The organism is Microvirga terricola (assembly GCF_011777495.1).
Taxonomy (GTDB): domain Bacteria; phylum Pseudomonadota; class Alphaproteobacteria; order Rhizobiales; family Beijerinckiaceae; genus Microvirga; species Microvirga terricola.
Genome location: NZ_JAATJS010000003.1, coordinates 723,585 through 740,051 on the forward strand (window position 1 = coordinate 723,585; position 16,467 = coordinate 740,051).

The following is a 16,467-nucleotide window of genomic DNA, read 5'->3' on the forward strand; positions in this document are numbered from 1 at the left end:
TCACACCTCCGGCAGCGCGAGCTTGGCGCGTTGGGTACTCGCGACGAGCGAGGCAATGGCGCAGGAGGCGAGCCGGGTGATCTTGGAATCCGCGCGGCTGGTCAGGATGACGGGAACCCGCGCGCCGAGCACGATCCCGGCCGCATCAGCATCGGCGAGGAATGTCAGGCTCTTCGCCAGCATGTTCCCGGCTTCTAGATCCGGCACGACGAGCACGTTGGCCTGGCCCGCGACCGGGGACTTGATGTTCTTGATGCGCGCTGCGCCGAGATCGATGGCATTGTCGAGGGCGAGCGGCCCATCCAGAATGCCGCCGGTGATCTGACCGCGGTCGGCCATCTTGCAAAGGGCCGCCGCTTCAATCGTGGATGGAACTTTGGAGCTGACCGTCTCGATGGCCGACAGGATCGCGACACGCACCTCGTCAAGCCGCAGCGCGTGGCCGAGGTCGATCGCGTTCTGGACGATATCGACCTTTTCATCGAGCGTTGGCGCGATGTTGATCGCCGCATCGGTGATGATCAGCGGGGTTTCATGGGTCGGAATATCCATGACGAAGCAATGACTGATCCGGCGCGCGGTTCTTAAGCCACCCTCGCGGCGAACGACGGCGGCCATCAATTCGTCGGTGTGAAGGCTCCCCTTCATGACGGCTTCGGCCTTGCCGGTCCGGACGAGATCGACCGCTTGCTGCGCCGAGGCGTGACTGTGGGGTGTGTCGATGATTGTGAGGGCGGAGATGTCCCTGCCCAAATCCTTGGCCGCAGCCAGAGTCTTGTCGCGCGGTCCGACGAGCACGGGCTCGATCAAGCCCATCTCGAAGGCTTCCATCACCGCGTCAAGCGAGGCCCCGTCGCACGGATGCGCGACGGCAACTTTCAGTCTCGGCAGCGAGAGCGTAACGCTGACCAATCGCTCATATTTCTCATGGCGGCGCGTTAACCCAGCTGCCTCGTCGGCTGAGGCATGGAGGGACATGGTCCATTCTCCCGGATCCCTGCACCGTTAACAGCCGACGTTGTCCTTTGTTTCAGCGGCCAAGCTTTGCGTGGGCCGTCGGGGACGGTTCGGTCATGCGCCCGTATATTCGTCGTCGGTGACGTGCTCCATCCAGTCGACAGCTTTGCCGTCGAGGGACTCTTGAATGGCAATGTGGGTCATCGCGGTGGTCGGCGCCGCGCCGTGCCAATGTTTCTCGTCGGGTTCGAACCACACCACATCGCCGGGCCGGATCTCCTCAATCGAGCCACCCTCGCGCTGGACCCTGCCGCAACCTGCGGTGACGATCAGGATCTGGCCGAGAGGGTGCGTGTGCCATGCGGTGCGAGCGCCAGGCTCGAACGTGACCGCGTTGCCCGCCGCACGCGCTGGAGCGGTGGCCGGGAACAGAGGGTCGATACGCACCGTGCCGGTAAACCATTCCGCCGGCCCTTTGCCCGAGGCCTGTGAACCGCTTCGTTTGATCTCCATCGCCCATCTCCTGTGATGATATGGCGGTCTTTACCCTCGAGGCCGAACATATTCATAGTTCGGATCGGCATGGTGCCATAAGAAGGATAACGGGTACGCACCCATCCGATTCCCAACGAGGATCTAGCTTATGGCGATGGAAAAAGTAGCGATTGTCACTGCAGGTGGCAGTGGCATGGGCGCGGCGGCTGCGCGTAAGCTGGCCGCCGATGGTTTCAAGGTCGCGATCCTGTCCTCGTCCGGCAATGGCGAAGCCTTGGCGAAAGAACTCGGCGGCATTGGCGTGACCGGGTCGAACCAGTCTAGCGATGATCTCAAGTGTCTCGTCGATCAGACGATGGAGCGGTGGGGGCGTATCGATGCTCTGGTGAACAGTGCGGGCCATGGTCCGCGCGCGCCCATTCTGGAGATCACCGACGAGCAGTGGCACACGGGACTCGACGTCTATCTGATGAACGTGATCCGGCCGACCCGTTTGGTTGCCCCCATCATGGTGCAGCAGAAGACAGGGGCGATCATCAACATCTCGACGGCCTGGGCCTTCGAGCCGAGCGCCATGTTCCCGACCTCTGCCGTGTTCCGCGCGGGGCTGGCGTCATACACCAAGATTTTTGCGGATCAGTATGCGGCCGATAACGTTCGGATGAACAACATTCTTCCCGGCTGGATTGACAGCCTGCCCGCGACCGAGGAACGCCGCGAGAGCGTGCCAATGCAGCGCTATGGCAAGAGCGAGGAGATCGCGGCGACGATTGCGTTCCTCGCTTCCGACGGAGCCGGCTACATCACCGGCCAAAACATTCGCGTGGACGGCGGGCTCACCAGGTCGGTTTGACCGGCGGCCCGTTCCGACCTTCATGCCGCATGAGATGCGGCTGCTCCCGTGACCAGATCCCTCAAGTCGCGCTGCTCATCGTTCATCTCCGGCGTGCGGATTGCGCCAAAAGCCGCGGCAGCCTCGGCCGTGAGTGCGGGTGCATCGGCAAGGCTGTCCGGCCCTTGCAGGCGGAAGGAGACCGGCGAGAGCGGGCCGAAGAGCAGTGCCCGCTCCAGCTCTGGCCAGCGGCTGAGGTCCGGCTCCACGCCGGCTTTCTGTGCAAAGAGCAGCGCCAGGATATGCATCGGGATGCTCTGAGGCCCGCCGCGCTGAGCGCGGCCTCGGGCGAGCCCGACGGCCAGTGCGTCATGGCTCGGCGCCGGGATGACACCCGCCCATGCGGAGGCGATCCAGCGTCCCTGCAATTCGAGGACGGGGAAGAGAGGGCCAACCTGATCGTAAAGGCCTGCAAAGGCGAGCCCTTCAAGCTCGGGGTGGAAGGTGTGATCGCACAGGTCGATATGCTTGTGGTCGAGCCCGAGCGTCGCGGCTATCTCCGGCGCGAGGAAGGGCAACGACAGGCGATAGCCGGTGCCGAACAGGATGGCGTCGAAATCTCCTTGCGTGCCATCAGCGAAGCGAACGGCGCGTTCGTCGATGGACTCGATCCAGGGGCGAACCGCGATGCGGCCTTCGGCGACGAGGGGGAGGAAGTGCTGCGACTGTGTGATGCCGGCCGCGAAGATGTTGTCGTCAGCCGCCATCGCGCCGACCTGATCCGGCGCTCCCGCTACGGACAGCACCTGTGCTTTCAAGCCGGCCGCGAGAGCCTCAGGGGGCAGAATTTCGCCTGCGAGGGCTGCCGCGCGCGTGAACATCACATGCTCCGTCGGCACGCCGGACAGAAGCTTCGGCAGCACATAGCGCTGCCGTCGGTAGCAGACGGTCACGCTCCGTGCGCCCGAAAGGGCGGCGTCGGACGCGATCTCGAGCGCGCTGATTGAGCAGCCGGCAACCAAGACGTCCTGGCAGCGATAGGCATGGCCGCCAACGTACTGGCTGGCGTGGGCGGCTCCGAGAGCCCCGGTGAAGCCATTGAGCCCCGGCACCGACGGCACCTCCGGTGCCACATAGCGGCCGGAAGCGACGACTACACGGGCGAAACGCTCGGTCAAGACCATGTTGTCCCGGCGCGAGCGGAGAAGCCAACCGCCCCCGTCGGCCCTTTGAAGGCGCTCGACCCAGGTGCGGCAGCGGATGCGCGACATCAGTCCGAATTTTTCCGCATAGCCCTCCAGATAGGCGTACATCTCCTCGCGACTGGGAAAGACGGGCGTTCCCTTCGGGTGATCGAGGTCGGAAAAGCGCGTCATGACGCGGCTGGTGTTCGTGCGCATCCCGCGCCACGTGCCGCTTAGGGGTGAGGTCGCGTTCCATTGGCCGCCGGGGCCGTCGGCGGCTTCATAGAGGATGGGCTGGAAGCCGTGTTTCAAAAGCCAGCGTGCGGTCACGAGGCCCGCGGGGCCGGCGCCGATGATGGCGACGGCATTGGACGGCATCTCTTCGAAAACTGTATCGGTCACCGCAAAACTCCTCGATCAGAAGAGCCATGCATTAAGCCGATCTGCGATCCGTGTTTCCTAAATGGTTGCTAAGCGCCCGTTCCGGTTTTCCTAAAAGGATGCTAACGGCTATCTTCCGCGGGAGGGAAGCGCCCGGACATGTTGATCAACCCAGATCTCGCAGCCTTCATGACTAGCCCGGTGATGATCATCTTGGGCACTCGCGACGACGCGCTGGTGCCCGAGATCGCGCGGGCTGTCGGAGCAATTGTGCGCCCGGAGCAAGGTTGCGTCGATCTCATCGCTTCCGAATGGCAATGGCCGAAGACCGTTGCGAATATTCGCGCCAATGGCCGGCTCTCCGTCACCTTTGCGCGGCCGTCGGACTACGTATCCTATCAGGTGAAGGGGCACGCCGCGGTCACCCCAGCCTCAGCCGAACATGTCGCGCTGGCGGCGCAGTACATGGACAGGATGGCTGCCGCCCTGGCCGATCTTGGTCTCGAGAAGCGGATCACCGCGCCGTGGCTGGTCGACCGGGATCCAGTCACATTGCGCCTCGCGGTGCAGGAGGTCTTCGTGCAGACGCCCGGCGCCAAGGCAGGCCAGCTCATCGAGCGCGATCAATGACCATACAGCTCCAAGACCTCGCAGCCTGTTTCGAGGGCGTCATTCCATCCATCATCGCCACGGCGGCGCCTGACGGCATGCCGAACATTTCCTACCTGTCGCATGTGGTGCTGGTCGATGACGAGCGCGTGGCGCTCTCCAACCAGTTCTTCTCCAAGACAGCCGCCAATGTGCGGGCAAACCCCGTCGCTGCGGTTCTCATCGTCACCCCCCGGGACGGTGCGCAGTATCAGCTCGATGTGACGTTTGATCAGTCGCTCGATAGCGGTGACCTTTTCGACGACATGGCGGTCCATCTCCGGGCGACCAGTACGCAAATGGGCATGGGCGGGATCATGCGGTTGCGCGGCGTCGACATCTACCGGGTGAGGGCGGTGCGTGCCGTTCCCTCTCCAGCCACGGCGGTGGCTGAACCATCGCCGGCGGCGAGCTTGCCCCTCGCGGCGGTGGCTGCAGCTACGCGCAGGATTTCGGAGGCGGTCGAGGTCAGCTCCATCGTCGACGCCGTTCTCGACGGTCTGCATAAGTTCAGCCATGCGATGTTGCTGCTGAAGGACCCCACATGCCAGCGCCTCGTCACTATCGGAAGCCGCGGCTATGGCCGCAGCGGCATCGGCTCCGAGGTGCCGGTCGGCGAGGGCGTGATCGGAACAGCGGCCTCGGAACGGCGGCCCGTGCGTGTCAGTGACATGAGCCGGCTTCGGCGCTTCGGCTCTGCGGTTCAGGCCTCGTCAAGCGATGAGAATCGGACACGCACCATCGCTCTGCCGGGGATACCGGATGCCATGAGTCAGGTGGCGCTGCCGATGGTCGTGCATGGCGTGCTGCGCGGCGTGCTGTTTCTTGAAAGCTCCAAGCGGCTCGCTTTCACCAAAGAGGACGAAGCGGGACTCGCGATTGTCGCAGCTCATGCGGCCGCAGCTCTTGCCCTTGCCGAGAGCGAAGCAGGCGAGGGACAGCCGGTCATGCAGCCTGCCCAAAACAATCTCGTGACCAGAGGGCAACCCTTCCGCGTCGTCCACTACGCCTATGATGACAGTGTCTTCATCGACAATGAGTACCTGATCAAAGGCGTGCCCGGACGGCTGCTGACGCATCTGCTCCGCATTCATCTGCGCGAGGGGCGCACGGAGTTCACGAACCGCGAAATCCGGCTCTCAGATGAATTGCGCCTGCCAGATATCAAGGACAACCTTGAAACCCGGCTCCTGCTGCTCCGGCGGCGACTTGAGGAGAAGGCTGCGCCCGTCCAGTTGCTTCGAATTGGTCGCGGCCGGGTTCGCTTGGAGTTGACGGCCCCTGCGATTCTGGAAGAGGCCGCGAACTAAGAGAGTAACAATTCTCGCCTGATCGGATAAGGATTAGGAAAATCCTTCCACCATTTCGCATTGGGAAGCCTCGCACGGACCAGGGCTACGTTCAGCCGGTCGACGGAATCGAAATCCTGTTCGGCATCGTCGAGGGGACGCAGTCCGATCCGTGCCTGCTCGTGACGGCAGGCGTTCACGGATCCGCTGTCGGTGACGTGCTGGGGGAGATCAAGGACGTGTTTGGAACAGTGCTGGCGACGGTGCGATCCGAGAAAGCGGGCTTCGTTCTCTATCGCCTCACCAGCCTTTCCGTGAACAAAGGCGAAGCCCTGCTCGGGGTCGGCACGCCGTTCGAGACCCGATGCCATGCCGCCTTGTACCTGCTCTTGGGTGCGGGACGCCGCAGTCAGTGCAATCCGAAGTCACTCATGAAATGTCCAGAGGAGACTTTCGCTCAGCTCCTTCAACGCTTCGACAGCGTCGGGCCGTTCCCGCGCTACGGCCGTGATAATGGCATCCGCGAGTGCGAAGGTCGCCGATGGGGAGTTTGGCAGCATCCGGTTACGGGCCGGAGCAAACAGCGTCATGTCCGCGATGCGGGCAAGAGGGGATGTTGGTGCATCCGTGAGTGCCAGCACGAGTGCGCCGTGTTTTTTGGCGAGGGCCGTCAAATCGAGTGTTCGGCGCGAATAACGTGGCATGGAGATGGCGAGGACGAGATCGCCCGGCCCGGCCGACATCATCAGGCGAATGGCATGTTCCGGCCCGCCTCGTGAAGCCGCGAAGATCACGTTCGTGTCCAGATAGAGCGCCAACCCATCTTCGAGATAGGCTGCAACATGGTGGCTTGCACCCGACCCCACGATAAAGATACGGCGGGCCTGCAGCAGGGCTTCGATGACCCGAGCGCAGACGCGCTCATCCAACGTAGCGATCGTCTCTTCGAGATTGGCAGTCTGATCCTTCAACGCGGCGACAATCGTAGCGAATGTCGAGCCGGCGGCGGCGCGAGCGCCCGCAAGGCCGGCCACCGGCGCCATTGCAAGTTTAAGGGCCGACGAAAGGGCGCCACGAAATTCGCCATAGGAGCTATAGCCCAAGGCGCGCACGAAACGCGTCACGGTTGCCGTCGACGTGTCGCTCCGTCGGGCGAGGCCCTCAATCGTCATTGTTGCGGTGTCGAGCGGATTTCGTAGGACATAGTCCGCCGTCCTCCGGTGCGCGTCGCTGAGTGAGGGGTAGACGAGCGCGATCCGGTTGGCGAGGTCCGTCGTCGGTTTCAGAGTTTGAGACATCCGGGCTCCGGGGAGATTGACGTCAAAAAAATTTCATGGTCTCATTTTCATGAAAATAAATCTGTCAAAAGACAGGCGCAAGGGAACGGAGAGAGATCATGCGCAACCGTATCATGTTCGCGTTTGTTGCGGGCACCTGCTTGCTCAGCGCTCCTGCATGGGCCCAGTCCCTGCGGATCGCGCTCAGCTCGGAGCCGACGGCAATCGACCCACATTACCACGATCTGACGCCCAACAATGCCTTGGCGACGCATATCTTCGACAGTCTGACCAGGCAGGACGAGAAACAGGCGGTTTTGCCTAGCCTCGCGACGTCGTGGGAAAATGACGGCAAGAACCGCTGGACATTCAAGCTCCGTCAGGGAGTGACCTTCTCGAACGGTAAGCCCTTTACGGCGGAGGACGTGGTCTTCAGCTTCTGCCGGACCTTGAAGAACGAGACTGCGATTGCAGGCTCTTTCGCCGACATCACGGGCAACTTCACGGCTGTCGAGACGCCTGATTCGCACACCGTCGTCATCACGACGCAGGCACCGGATCCGCTGCTGCCGAACTTTCTCTCCAGCATCGCCATCCTGAGCGCGTCCATCCTCCCGCACGACAAGCTGACCTTCGATGTCGCGAAGAATTGCGGGGTCACCGGAACGTGGCCCGTGGTCGGTGACTTCAACGACGGCAAGCTCGCCATCGGCACAGGCCCCTACAAGTTTAAGAGCTATACGAAGGGTACGAGCATCGAGCTCGAGCGCAACGAGAAGTACTGGGGCCCGGCAGAGCCCTGGGCCAGCGTGAGCTTCGTGCCCGTTCCCAACGCCGGCCCGCGTCTCGCAGGCCTGCTCGCCGGCGATTACGACGTGATCGAGAATCCGGCCGCGCGCGACGTCGCCCGCATCAAAGACGACAAGCGCTTCGGTTATGTCATCACTCCGTCGACGCGCGTGATCTACTTCCAGCTTGATGTGGATCGCGAGCCGAGCCCCTTCGTGAAGGCCGACAACGGCAAGAACCCGCTCAAGGATCCGCGCGTGCGCAAGGCGATGTCGCTGGCGATCGATCGCGACGCCATCGTCAAGCGCATCATGGACGGTGCGGCCGAACCGGCCTATCAGTTCTTGCCCACCGGCATGTTCGGCGCGCTGTCGAACCCGCCTAAGCTGGACTTTAACCCTGCCGAAGCGAAGAAGCTCCTGACTGAGGCTGGATATCCGAACGGCTTCCAGGTCACGCTCTCGTCGACCAATGATCGTTACATCAACGACAGCCAGATCACGCAGGCGGTCGCGCAGTATCTGACTCAGGTCGGCATCCGCGCCGATGTGGACGCCATGGCGCGCGCCATCTACTTCCCGCGCCGCTCCAAGAAGGAGTTCAGCGTGGCGATCGGTGGCTGGGGCTCCACGAGCGGTGAAGCGTCCTCCTTCTTGAAGCAATGGGCTGCGACGCCGGATGAGGCGAAGACCATCGGCGGCTCGAACTACGGCGGCTATGCCAATCCGGAATTCGACAAGCTGATCCGCACGGCCATCACCACCCTCGATGACGCCAAGCGGTCCGAGCTTCTTCAGCAGGCCGGCGTGAAGGTTCTCGAAGGCGGCGCGTTCATCCCGCTGCATTTCGAAAGCACCGTCTGGGCTTACAAGTCCAACCTGACCTATCTCGGCCGCGCGGACCAATTCACGATGGCCATGCAGGTCAAGCCGGCGAAGTAACTCCGTAATAAACGAAACCGCGAGTAGACTAGGACGCATGCAATGACGGCCTACATTTTGCAGCGCCTGATCCAGAGTGTTCTGGTTCTACTCGCGGTTTCGATTGTGGTCTTTCTCGCCGTCTACGGCATCGGAGACCCGATTGAACTTCTGGTTCCTCCGCAAGTCAGCGCCGCCGAGCGCGCGGCGATGATCCGTCGCCTCGGGCTCGACCTGCCGGTTTGGCAGCAATACCTCTCCTTCCTGGGCAATGCGCTCAAGGGCGATCTCGGGCGCTCGTTCGTCCACGGTGTGCCGGCTGCCGGATTGATCCTGGCGAGGCTGCCCGCCACCTTTGAACTCGTTCTCTTGGCCATGAGCGGAGCGGCGCTCATCGGCGTGCCGCTCGGCCTCCTCGCGGGGCTCAATCCCGAGAGTCGCCCCAGCCGCGCGATCATGGCTGGCACGATCCTCGGCTTTTCCCTTCCGAGCTTCTGGAAAGGCATGATGCTGGTCCTGCTCTTCAGCGTTGCGCTCGGCTGGTTGCCGACCGCGGGACGGGGCGAGACGGTTTCACTTTTCGGCATCCAAACGAGTTTGCTGACGCTCGATGGCATCAGGCATCTCATCCTGCCCGCACTCAACCTCGCCATTCCCAACATGGCGCTGATGGTCCGGCTCGTCGCCGCGGGAACGACGGAAGCGATGACGCAGGACTATGTCAAATATGCACGCGCCAAAGGCGTCCGCCGCAAACGCATCGTCGGACGGCATGTGTTGCGCAACATCTTGATTCCGGTCGTCACGGTGGCCGGCATGGAATTTGGTAGCCTGGTCGCCTTCTCGACGATCACCGAGACGGTGTTCGCATGGCCGGGCATGGGCAAGCTCCTCATCGACAGCATCTATCATCTGGATCGGCCGGTCGTCGTCGCATACGTGATGCTCGCGACCTTGCTGTTCGTGGCCGTCAATTTCCTCGTCGACGTTCTTTACGCGGCGCTCGATCCACGCGTGAAGCTGACGGGAGAAATGGCATGAGCCTATCGAAATCGGTTGCGCCGGTTGTGGCGGCTAATGCCGACACGCCGTTGCGAACGAAGGTTTTGCGTCGGATTCGGAGCCGTCCCACGACGCGTGGCGCCGTGATCCTGCTGGGCGTCTTCGTCCTTCTTGCGGTGCTCGCTCCCCTCATCGCTCCGCAAAATCCGCACGACCTCGCATCGCTTAGCGTGATGGACAACCGCCTGGAGCCTGGCTCCCGGGGAATGACCGGAATAACGTACTGGCTCGGCACCGATGCCCAAGGCCGAGATATGCTCAGCGCAATCCTGTACGGGCTTCGGACCAGTCTTCTCGTCGGCCTCTTGTCCTCCGCCGGCGCGCTCGCCATCGGCATCGCTGCAGGACTTTTCGCCGCACAGTTCGGAGGAGCCGTCGACGCGGCGATCATGCGCGTCGTGGACTTCATGCTCGGCTTCCCGTCGATTCTTATCGCCCTCGTCCTGCTCGCTTCCATCGGGCGAGGCGTCGATAAGGTGATCATCGCGATCATCCTGGTGCAATGGGCGCAGTATGCCCGCCTGATGCGAGCCGCAGCGCTCGTCGAGCGGCGCAAGGAATACATCGAGGCGGCGGTGAATTTCGGTCTGCCCACGCCCCACATCATGCTGGCGCATCTTTTGCCGAACTCCGTCGGATCGGTGCTTGTCGTGACGACGATCAACATCGCGGGAGCCATCACGCTGGAGGCAACGCTGTCTTTCCTCGGCGTCGGTGTACCGGTGACGCAACCCTCTCTCGGCCTTCTGATCGCCAATGGGTTCGAGTTCCTGCTCTCCGGAGAATACTGGATTGCCGCGTTCCCCGGCATCGCGCTCGTGTTGCTGATCATGTCGCTCAACCTCGTAGGCGATCGCCTGCGCCGCAGCTTCAACGTGAGGACCTGATGACGTTGCCGCTGCTCGAAGTTCGCGGTCTCAAGACCGTGTTTCATGACCTTGCGGGTGCTTGGCCTGCCGTGGATGGGGTCGATCTCCTCGTGCATCCGGGGGAGATCCTCGGGCTTGTCGGCGAGTCGGGATCCGGCAAATCTGTGACCGGCTTCTCGCTGGTTCAGTTGATCGATCCCCCGGGCGAGGTCGTCTCCGGCGATGTGCTGTTCAAGGGTGAAGACCTGCGGTCGGCGTCCGAAGAGCGGTTGCGCAGCCTGCGCGGCGACCGCATTGCAATGATCTTTCAGGATCCGCTCATGACGCTCAACCCGGTGCTGAGCATCGGTGAGCAAATGTGCGAGGCCATCCAGGAGCATCGCAACTGCAGCAGGCAGGACGCGTTGAAGGAGGCCTCGCGGGCGCTCTCGCGTGTCGGCATCTCGTCTCCTGAAGCCCGTCTCAAGCAATTCCCGCACGAGTTCTCGGGCGGCATGCGCCAGCGGGTTGCGATTGCAACGGCGCTCCTGAACGAGCCGGACCTGATCATCGCAGATGAGCCGACAACGGCGCTGGACGTCACGATCCAGAGCCAGATCCTGTTCGAGGTCCAGAAACTCAGCCGCGAGACCGGCACGGCGGTGATCTGGATCACGCACGATCTCGCCGTCGTCGCTGAGCTCGCAGACCGTGTCGCGGTGATGTATGCCGGGCGGATCGTCGAGACGGGAACCGTGGACGACGTTTTGGATCGGCCCCGTCACCCCTATACCGTCGGTCTCCTCGGCTCTTCCGCAGCATCGGCCTCTCCCGGCGAGCGGCTGAAGCAGATCAACGGGGCCGCTCCCAGCATCTCCGCGCGTCCCAGTGGATGCCCGTTCCGTCCGCGCTGTGAGCGCGCTCTTGCCGTCTGCGAGCAGATCGACCCGTCGCCCCAGATCCTGGACGGACACGGTTATCGCTGCCACAACCCAGTGCCTGAGGGCAGTGCTCTATGACCGTGCCCTTTTTCGAATTGCGAGGTGTGAAGAAGCACTTCCGCAGCAAGTCGACATTTGCGCAACGCCTCCTCGCAGCGACGGGACAGGCGCCGCCGCCTCCCGTTCTGCGTGCAGTCGATGGCGTCGATCTCAGCGTGATGCGAGGAGAAGTGCTTGGGCTTGTCGGCGAGTCCGGCTGCGGCAAGTCGACTCTCGCGCGGATTGCGACCGGAATTTCCGCAGCGAGCGCCGGAGATGTCGTCTATGACGGGCGCCCGGTCGTTCAGCTCCGGGGCAAGGAGCGATTGGACTTCCTGCTCAAGGTCCAGATGGTTTTCCAGGACCCTTACGCCTCTCTCAATCCGCGCATGCAGGTGCACCGCATCGTCGGAGAGGCATTGCGCGTCCACCGCTTACTGCCGAAGAACGAGATCGATGCGGCGGTGGACAAGGCGCTGACCGAGGTTGGCCTCGATCTCGCCTACCGCAACCGGTATCCGCATCAGTTCTCCGGCGGCCAGCGTCAGCGCATCGGCATCGCTCGGGCGCTTGCGGTGAATCCCGATTTCCTGGTTTGTGACGAGCCGGTCTCTGCGCTGGATGTCTCGATCCAGGCGCAGGTCATCAACTTGTTCATGGATGTCCGCGAACGGCGTGGGCTGACTTACCTGTTCGTCAGCCATGATCTCGGAATCGTCCGGCATATCAGCGACCGGGTCGCGATCATGTATCTTGGACGAATTGTCGAAATCGGACCGGCTTCCGCCGTCTTCGACAAACCAGCGCATCCCTATAGTGCTGCGCTCATTGCCGCGAGCCCCTCGGCAGCACGTCGCAAGCGCGATTTTCAGCCGCTCAAGGGAGAGTTACCATCCCCTCTGGCGCCGCCGACCGGTTGCCCGTTCCACCCCCGCTGCGAACACGCCATGTCGAAATGCCGTGAGGTCCGCCCGGTCCTGCAAGAGATCGCGCCCGGACGCAGCGCTGCCTGCCATTTGCACACTTCGGATAACGCATGACCACGACCACGCTCACTCCCGAAATCGGCCGTAGCTCGCTTCCCTTCATCGATCCGTTTCACCCGGACCGGCCCATCGAAGTGAACTTCTATCGTCCCGCAGCCCACGGTCCCGATGATCCGGTTGTGATTGTCCAGCACGGCATGCTGCGCAATGGCGACGAGTATCGGGACTTCTGGATTCCGGCGGCGGAAAAGCATCGCATCCTGATCGCCGCGCCGACTTTTTCCGACGAGCATTATCCCAAGTCAGAAAGCTACAATAACGGGCTCGTCATCCGGGATGATGGCGATGTGCGGCCCTATGAGAATTGGCTTTACTCCGTGCCGGGCCGTGTCTTTGCCGCTCTGCGGAAAGGCGGCGTGACACGCCGTTCCCAGGCGCGGCTCTTCGGCCACTCCGCCGGCGGCCAGTTCGCGCATCGGATGCTCGCGACCCAGGGTCATGAATCCTTCGAGGCTGTCATTGCCGGCAACCCCGGTTGGTACACGCTTCCGACGCTGCAGCACGATTTCCCCGAAGGGATTGGCAGGATCGGCCTCGATGAGAAGGCCCTTGTGCGCTGGCTCGCTTATCCGATGACCATCTTCGCTGGCGATCAGGACATCAGCACGGACGATCCGAACCTTCCCGCCCAGGCCGAAGCCCTGAGGCAGGGGCCGCATCGTTATGCCCGCGCCCATTTCGTCTACGACTTCGGCCGTCGCGAAGCGGAGCGTCTCGGACTTCCCTTCCGTTGGCAGCTGGTCCGCGTCGAAGGCATTGGCCATGACGGCGCCGCGATGTCGCGCGCCGCCGCTGCCTACTGGTTCGAGGGGCGCATTCCGCCGGCTGAAGAGCTGGTGACTGAGGAAGTCGGCGCGCTGTAACGCTGCGCCTTGAAAGACGACACACGATACCTTCGGAGCGAGAGATGAACGTTCGCAATGAGATCTGGCAACAAGTGGACGCCGCCAAGGACCGGCTCATCGCATTGAGCGATAGAGTCTGGGGGATGCCGGAGGTCTGCTATACCGAAGTCCGCTCGGCGGCCGAGCACGTTGCGGAATTGCGGCATCAAGGCTTTCGCGTCACCGAGAACATCGCGGGCATCCCAACCGCTGTCATAGGCGAAGCCGGGGAGGGAGGGCCGGTCATCGCCTTCCTTGGAGAGTACGACGCCCTGCCGGGTCTCAGCCAGGAGGCGGGCATCGCGGAGCACCGTCCGATCGAGGCCGGTGGGCACGGTCACGGCTGCGGCCACAATCTTCTGGGGTCGGCAGCGCTCCTCGCCGCGGTCGCCTTGAAGAACTGGTTGGCCGAGAAGGGGATTCCCGGTCGCGTGCGTTACTATGGCTGCCCCGCGGAGGAGGGTGGCGCGGCCAAGGCCTTCATGGTGCGCGCCGGTGCCTTTGATGACGCCGACATCGCCATCTCATGGCATCCCTATAGCTTCTGGGAAGTTGCGCCGGCCCTGTCGCTGGCCAACACGCGTGCCGACTTCACCTTTACCGGACGCGCGGCTCACGCCGCCGCGTCTCCGCATTTGGGGCGCAGCGCACTCGACGCGGTGGAGCTGATGAATGTCGGCGTCAACTACATGCGCGAGCATATGCCGTCCGATGCGCGTGTGCACTACGCCCTGCTCGATACCGGTGGTATCGCGCCGAATGTGGTGCAGGCCCATGCCCGCGTTCGCTACTCCATCCGGGCTATGGACCTGCCCGGTATGCTCGAACTCGTCGAGCGCGTGCACAAGATTGCGCAAGGTGCGGCGCTGATGACTGAGACCAGCGTCGAAATGCGCATCGTCAGCGCCGTATCGAACACCCTCGGGAACAAGCCTCTGGAACAGGCCCTGCACAACGCCATGGAGGAATTGGGCCCGCCCGCCTTCGACGACGCTGACCGCGAGTTCGCCCGCCAAATCCGCGCGACTTTGTCTGCGCAGGAAATCGCTTCGGTCTATCGGGCGATTGGGCAACCGCAAACCGACGCGCCGCTCGCCGACTTCCTCGTGCCGCTGGATTCCCCGCGCAAGCCGATGATCGGCTCGACTGATATCGGCGACGTCAGTTGGGTGGTGCCGACGGTTCAGGCCCACGCGCCGACGGTGGCAATTGGGACACCGTTCCACACATGGCAGATCGTGGCGCAGGGCAAGGCACCGGCCGCGCACAAGACCATGGTCCACGTTGCGAAGGCCATGGCTGCGACCGGAATGGCCGCGATCACGGATGCCTCGCTGCGCGCTGCCGCCAAGGCCGATCTCGCCCAGCAGACTCGCGCGACGCCCTACGTGAGTCCTCTTAAGGAGGGCGTAGAGCCGCCGCTCGACATGTCGGTTGCCTAATACCTGGCCGCGGCGGTGAGGGCGGTCACGCGATCGAGACCGCTTTGATGTTGACGAACTCTCTGATCCCGAAATGGGAGAGTTCGCGACCGTACCCGCTTTCCTTGACCCCGCCGAACGGAAGGCGGGGGTCTGATGCCACGGTGTGGTTGACGAAGACGGAGCCGCTCTCGATCAGTTCCGCGGCGATCGCTTCGCCGCGGGCGACATCGCGCGTGAAAACGCCGCCGCCCAGGCCGAAGGAGGAATCGTTCGCAGTCGCAATCGCTTCAGCCTCGTCCTTCACCGTGATGACCGAGGCAACAGGGCCGAACAGTTCCTCCTCGTAGGCTGGCATCCCAGGTTGCACATCCGTCAGGACAGTGGGCGGATAATAGGCGCCGTTGCCTTCAGGAATCTCTCCTCCGAGCAGCAGGCGTGCACCCGTGACGATGCTCGCCTCGACCTGCCGGTGCAATTGATCCCGTAAATCCTGACGCGCAAGCGGGCCAAGCTGGGTTGCCTCGTTCAACGGGTCGCCCATTTGTGCCGCCTTCATCTTGCTCACGAGAAGCGCCTCGTAGCGCTCCCGCACAGATGCGACGACGATGAAGCGCTTGGCTGCGATGCAGCTTTGACCTGAATTGACGAGCCGGCCCTTGGCGCTCTCCGCCGCGGCGAGTTCCAGGTCCGCATCGTGCAAAATGAGATAGGCGTCGCTTCCGCCGAGTTCGAGCACGGTCTTCTTCAGCATCGCGCCCGCCTTGGCCGCGACCTGTCGGCCCGCCGGTCCGCTCCCTGTCAAGGTGACAGCACGGATCAGTGGATTTTCGATCAGCGCCTCCACCTGACCGCTGCCGACGAGCAACGTGCGAAAAAGGTTTTCCGGAAAGCCCGCATCCCGAAAGATCTCTTCGATGGCCAACGCGCATCCCGGTACGTTGGATGCGTGTTTCAGAACCGCGGCGTTCCCCGCCATCAGGCCGGGACCGGCGAAGCGGAAAGCCTGCCAGAACGGAAAATTCCAGGGCATTACGGCGAGAATGACACCTAAGGGATTGAAGGCGACGAAGCTCTTGCTGGATTCTGTTTGGACGGATTCTCGCGCCAGAAAACGCTCCGCATTATCGGCATAGAAATCGCAGGCGAGGGCGCATTTCTTCAGCTCGGCTTCGCCAGCCGAAACAGGCTTTCCCATTTCCATTGCCGTCAGCCGCGCGAGATCCTTGGCGCGAGCGCGTAAGACTTCCGCGGCCTTCTTCATCAATGCGGAGCGCTCGGCAAAGGAGGTTTGGCGCCATGCCAAAAACGCCTCATGCGTCTGAGCGACAATCCGAGAGGCGGCGTCAGGGGGTAATTCCTCATAGACCTGGATCGTCTCGCCTGTTGCCGGGTTGATCGCTGCAATGGTCATGATCCGCTCCATCGGCCTTCCTGTGGGCGTTGATCTAGCG

General features: G+C 62.9%; 16 protein-coding genes. 10 read left to right on the forward strand and 6 right to left on the reverse strand.

The genetic code is table 11. From position 1 onward, the window contains the following. Positions 1–978, reverse strand: a complete 978-nt coding sequence (locus HB375_RS11830) for a phosphate acetyltransferase (protein ID WP_167673174.1) — start codon at positions 976–978, stop codon at positions 1–3. A gap of 93 nt (positions 979–1,071) precedes the next feature. Next, positions 1,072–1,470, reverse strand: a complete 399-nt coding sequence (locus HB375_RS11835; protein WP_167673175.1) for a (R)-mandelonitrile lyase — start codon at positions 1,468–1,470, stop codon at positions 1,072–1,074. 130 nt (positions 1,471–1,600) lie between these two features. On the opposite strand from HB375_RS11835, the gene HB375_RS11840 reads away from it, so the two are divergent. After that, positions 1,601–2,305, forward strand: a complete 705-nt coding sequence (locus HB375_RS11840) for an SDR family oxidoreductase (RefSeq protein WP_167673176.1) — start codon at positions 1,601–1,603, stop codon at positions 2,303–2,305. 20 nt (positions 2,306–2,325) lie between these two features. On the opposite strand, the gene HB375_RS11845 is transcribed toward HB375_RS11840, so the two are convergent. Beyond that, positions 2,326–3,870 carry a flavin-containing monooxygenase gene (locus tag HB375_RS11845; RefSeq protein WP_343232401.1) on the reverse strand — a complete coding sequence of 515 codons (1,545 nt, stop codon included), beginning with the start codon at positions 3,868–3,870 and terminating at the stop codon, positions 2,326–2,328. 138 nt (positions 3,871–4,008) lie between these two features. Between HB375_RS11845 and HB375_RS11850 the strand changes: the two genes are divergently transcribed. Both HB375_RS11850 and HB375_RS11855 read left to right on the forward strand, forming a co-directional pair. Next, entirely contained in the window at positions 4,009–4,479 is a 471-nt protein-coding gene (locus HB375_RS11850; RefSeq protein WP_246728449.1) for a hypothetical protein, read from the forward strand. Continuing rightward, entirely contained in the window at positions 4,476–5,807 is a 1,332-nt protein-coding gene (locus HB375_RS11855; RefSeq protein ID WP_167673178.1) for a GAF domain-containing protein, read from the forward strand. The genes HB375_RS11850 and HB375_RS11855 overlap by 4 nt, the downstream gene beginning before the upstream one ends. On the opposite strand, the gene HB375_RS11860 is transcribed toward HB375_RS11855, so the two are convergent. Beyond that, on the reverse strand, positions 5,804–6,157 hold the full coding sequence (locus HB375_RS11860; protein WP_167673179.1) for a hypothetical protein: 354 nt from the start codon (positions 6,155–6,157) through the stop codon (positions 5,804–5,806). The genes HB375_RS11855 and HB375_RS11860 overlap by 4 nt on opposite strands. A 54-nt stretch (positions 6,158–6,211) precedes the next feature. Next, positions 6,212–7,084, reverse strand: a complete 873-nt coding sequence (locus HB375_RS11865) for a MurR/RpiR family transcriptional regulator (protein WP_167673180.1) — start codon at positions 7,082–7,084, stop codon at positions 6,212–6,214. 98 nt (positions 7,085–7,182) lie between these two features. Here HB375_RS11865 and HB375_RS11870 point away from each other — a divergent pair, with 98 nt between their 5' ends. The 7 genes from HB375_RS11870 to HB375_RS11900 are packed head-to-tail and all read left to right on the forward strand — an operon-like array spanning position 7,183 to position 15,034. Next, complete coding sequence (locus tag HB375_RS11870) at positions 7,183–8,793, forward strand: ABC transporter substrate-binding protein (protein WP_167673181.1); 1,611 nt, start codon at positions 7,183–7,185, stop codon at positions 8,791–8,793. A gap of 42 nt (positions 8,794–8,835) precedes the next feature. Continuing rightward, positions 8,836–9,813 carry an ABC transporter permease gene (locus tag HB375_RS11875; RefSeq protein WP_167673182.1) on the forward strand — a complete coding sequence of 326 codons (978 nt, stop codon included), beginning with the start codon at positions 8,836–8,838 and terminating at the stop codon, positions 9,811–9,813. Further along, positions 9,810–10,721 carry an ABC transporter permease gene (locus HB375_RS11880; RefSeq protein ID WP_167673183.1) on the forward strand — a complete coding sequence of 304 codons (912 nt, stop codon included), beginning with the start codon at positions 9,810–9,812 and terminating at the stop codon, positions 10,719–10,721. The genes HB375_RS11875 and HB375_RS11880 overlap by 4 nt, the downstream gene beginning before the upstream one ends. Continuing rightward, on the forward strand, positions 10,721–11,701 hold the full coding sequence (locus HB375_RS11885; RefSeq protein ID WP_167673185.1) for an ABC transporter ATP-binding protein: 981 nt from the start codon (positions 10,721–10,723) through the stop codon (positions 11,699–11,701). The genes HB375_RS11880 and HB375_RS11885 overlap by 1 nt, the downstream gene beginning before the upstream one ends. Continuing rightward, positions 11,698–12,702, forward strand: coding sequence for an ABC transporter ATP-binding protein (locus HB375_RS11890; RefSeq protein ID WP_167673186.1), 1,005 nt, complete (start codon positions 11,698–11,700; stop codon positions 12,700–12,702). Before HB375_RS11885 ends, HB375_RS11890 begins: the two co-directional genes overlap by 4 nt. Next, the gene (locus HB375_RS11895) at positions 12,699–13,571 is read left to right on the forward strand and encodes an alpha/beta hydrolase (protein WP_167673187.1); all 873 of its coding nucleotides are present in this window, start codon (positions 12,699–12,701) and stop codon (positions 13,569–13,571) included. The genes HB375_RS11890 and HB375_RS11895 overlap by 4 nt, the downstream gene beginning before the upstream one ends. 44 nt (positions 13,572–13,615) lie before the next feature. Next, positions 13,616–15,034 (forward strand): M20 family metallopeptidase, encoded by a 1,419-nt coding sequence (locus HB375_RS11900; protein WP_167673188.1) that lies wholly within the window; start codon positions 13,616–13,618, stop codon positions 15,032–15,034. Between the two features lie 25 nt (positions 15,035–15,059). Here the strand turns inward: HB375_RS11900 and HB375_RS11905 are convergent, their stop codons facing one another. After that, entirely contained in the window at positions 15,060–16,427 is a 1,368-nt protein-coding gene (locus tag HB375_RS11905) for an NAD-dependent succinate-semialdehyde dehydrogenase (protein ID WP_167673189.1), read from the reverse strand. Positions 16,428–16,467 lie beyond the last annotated feature (40 nt).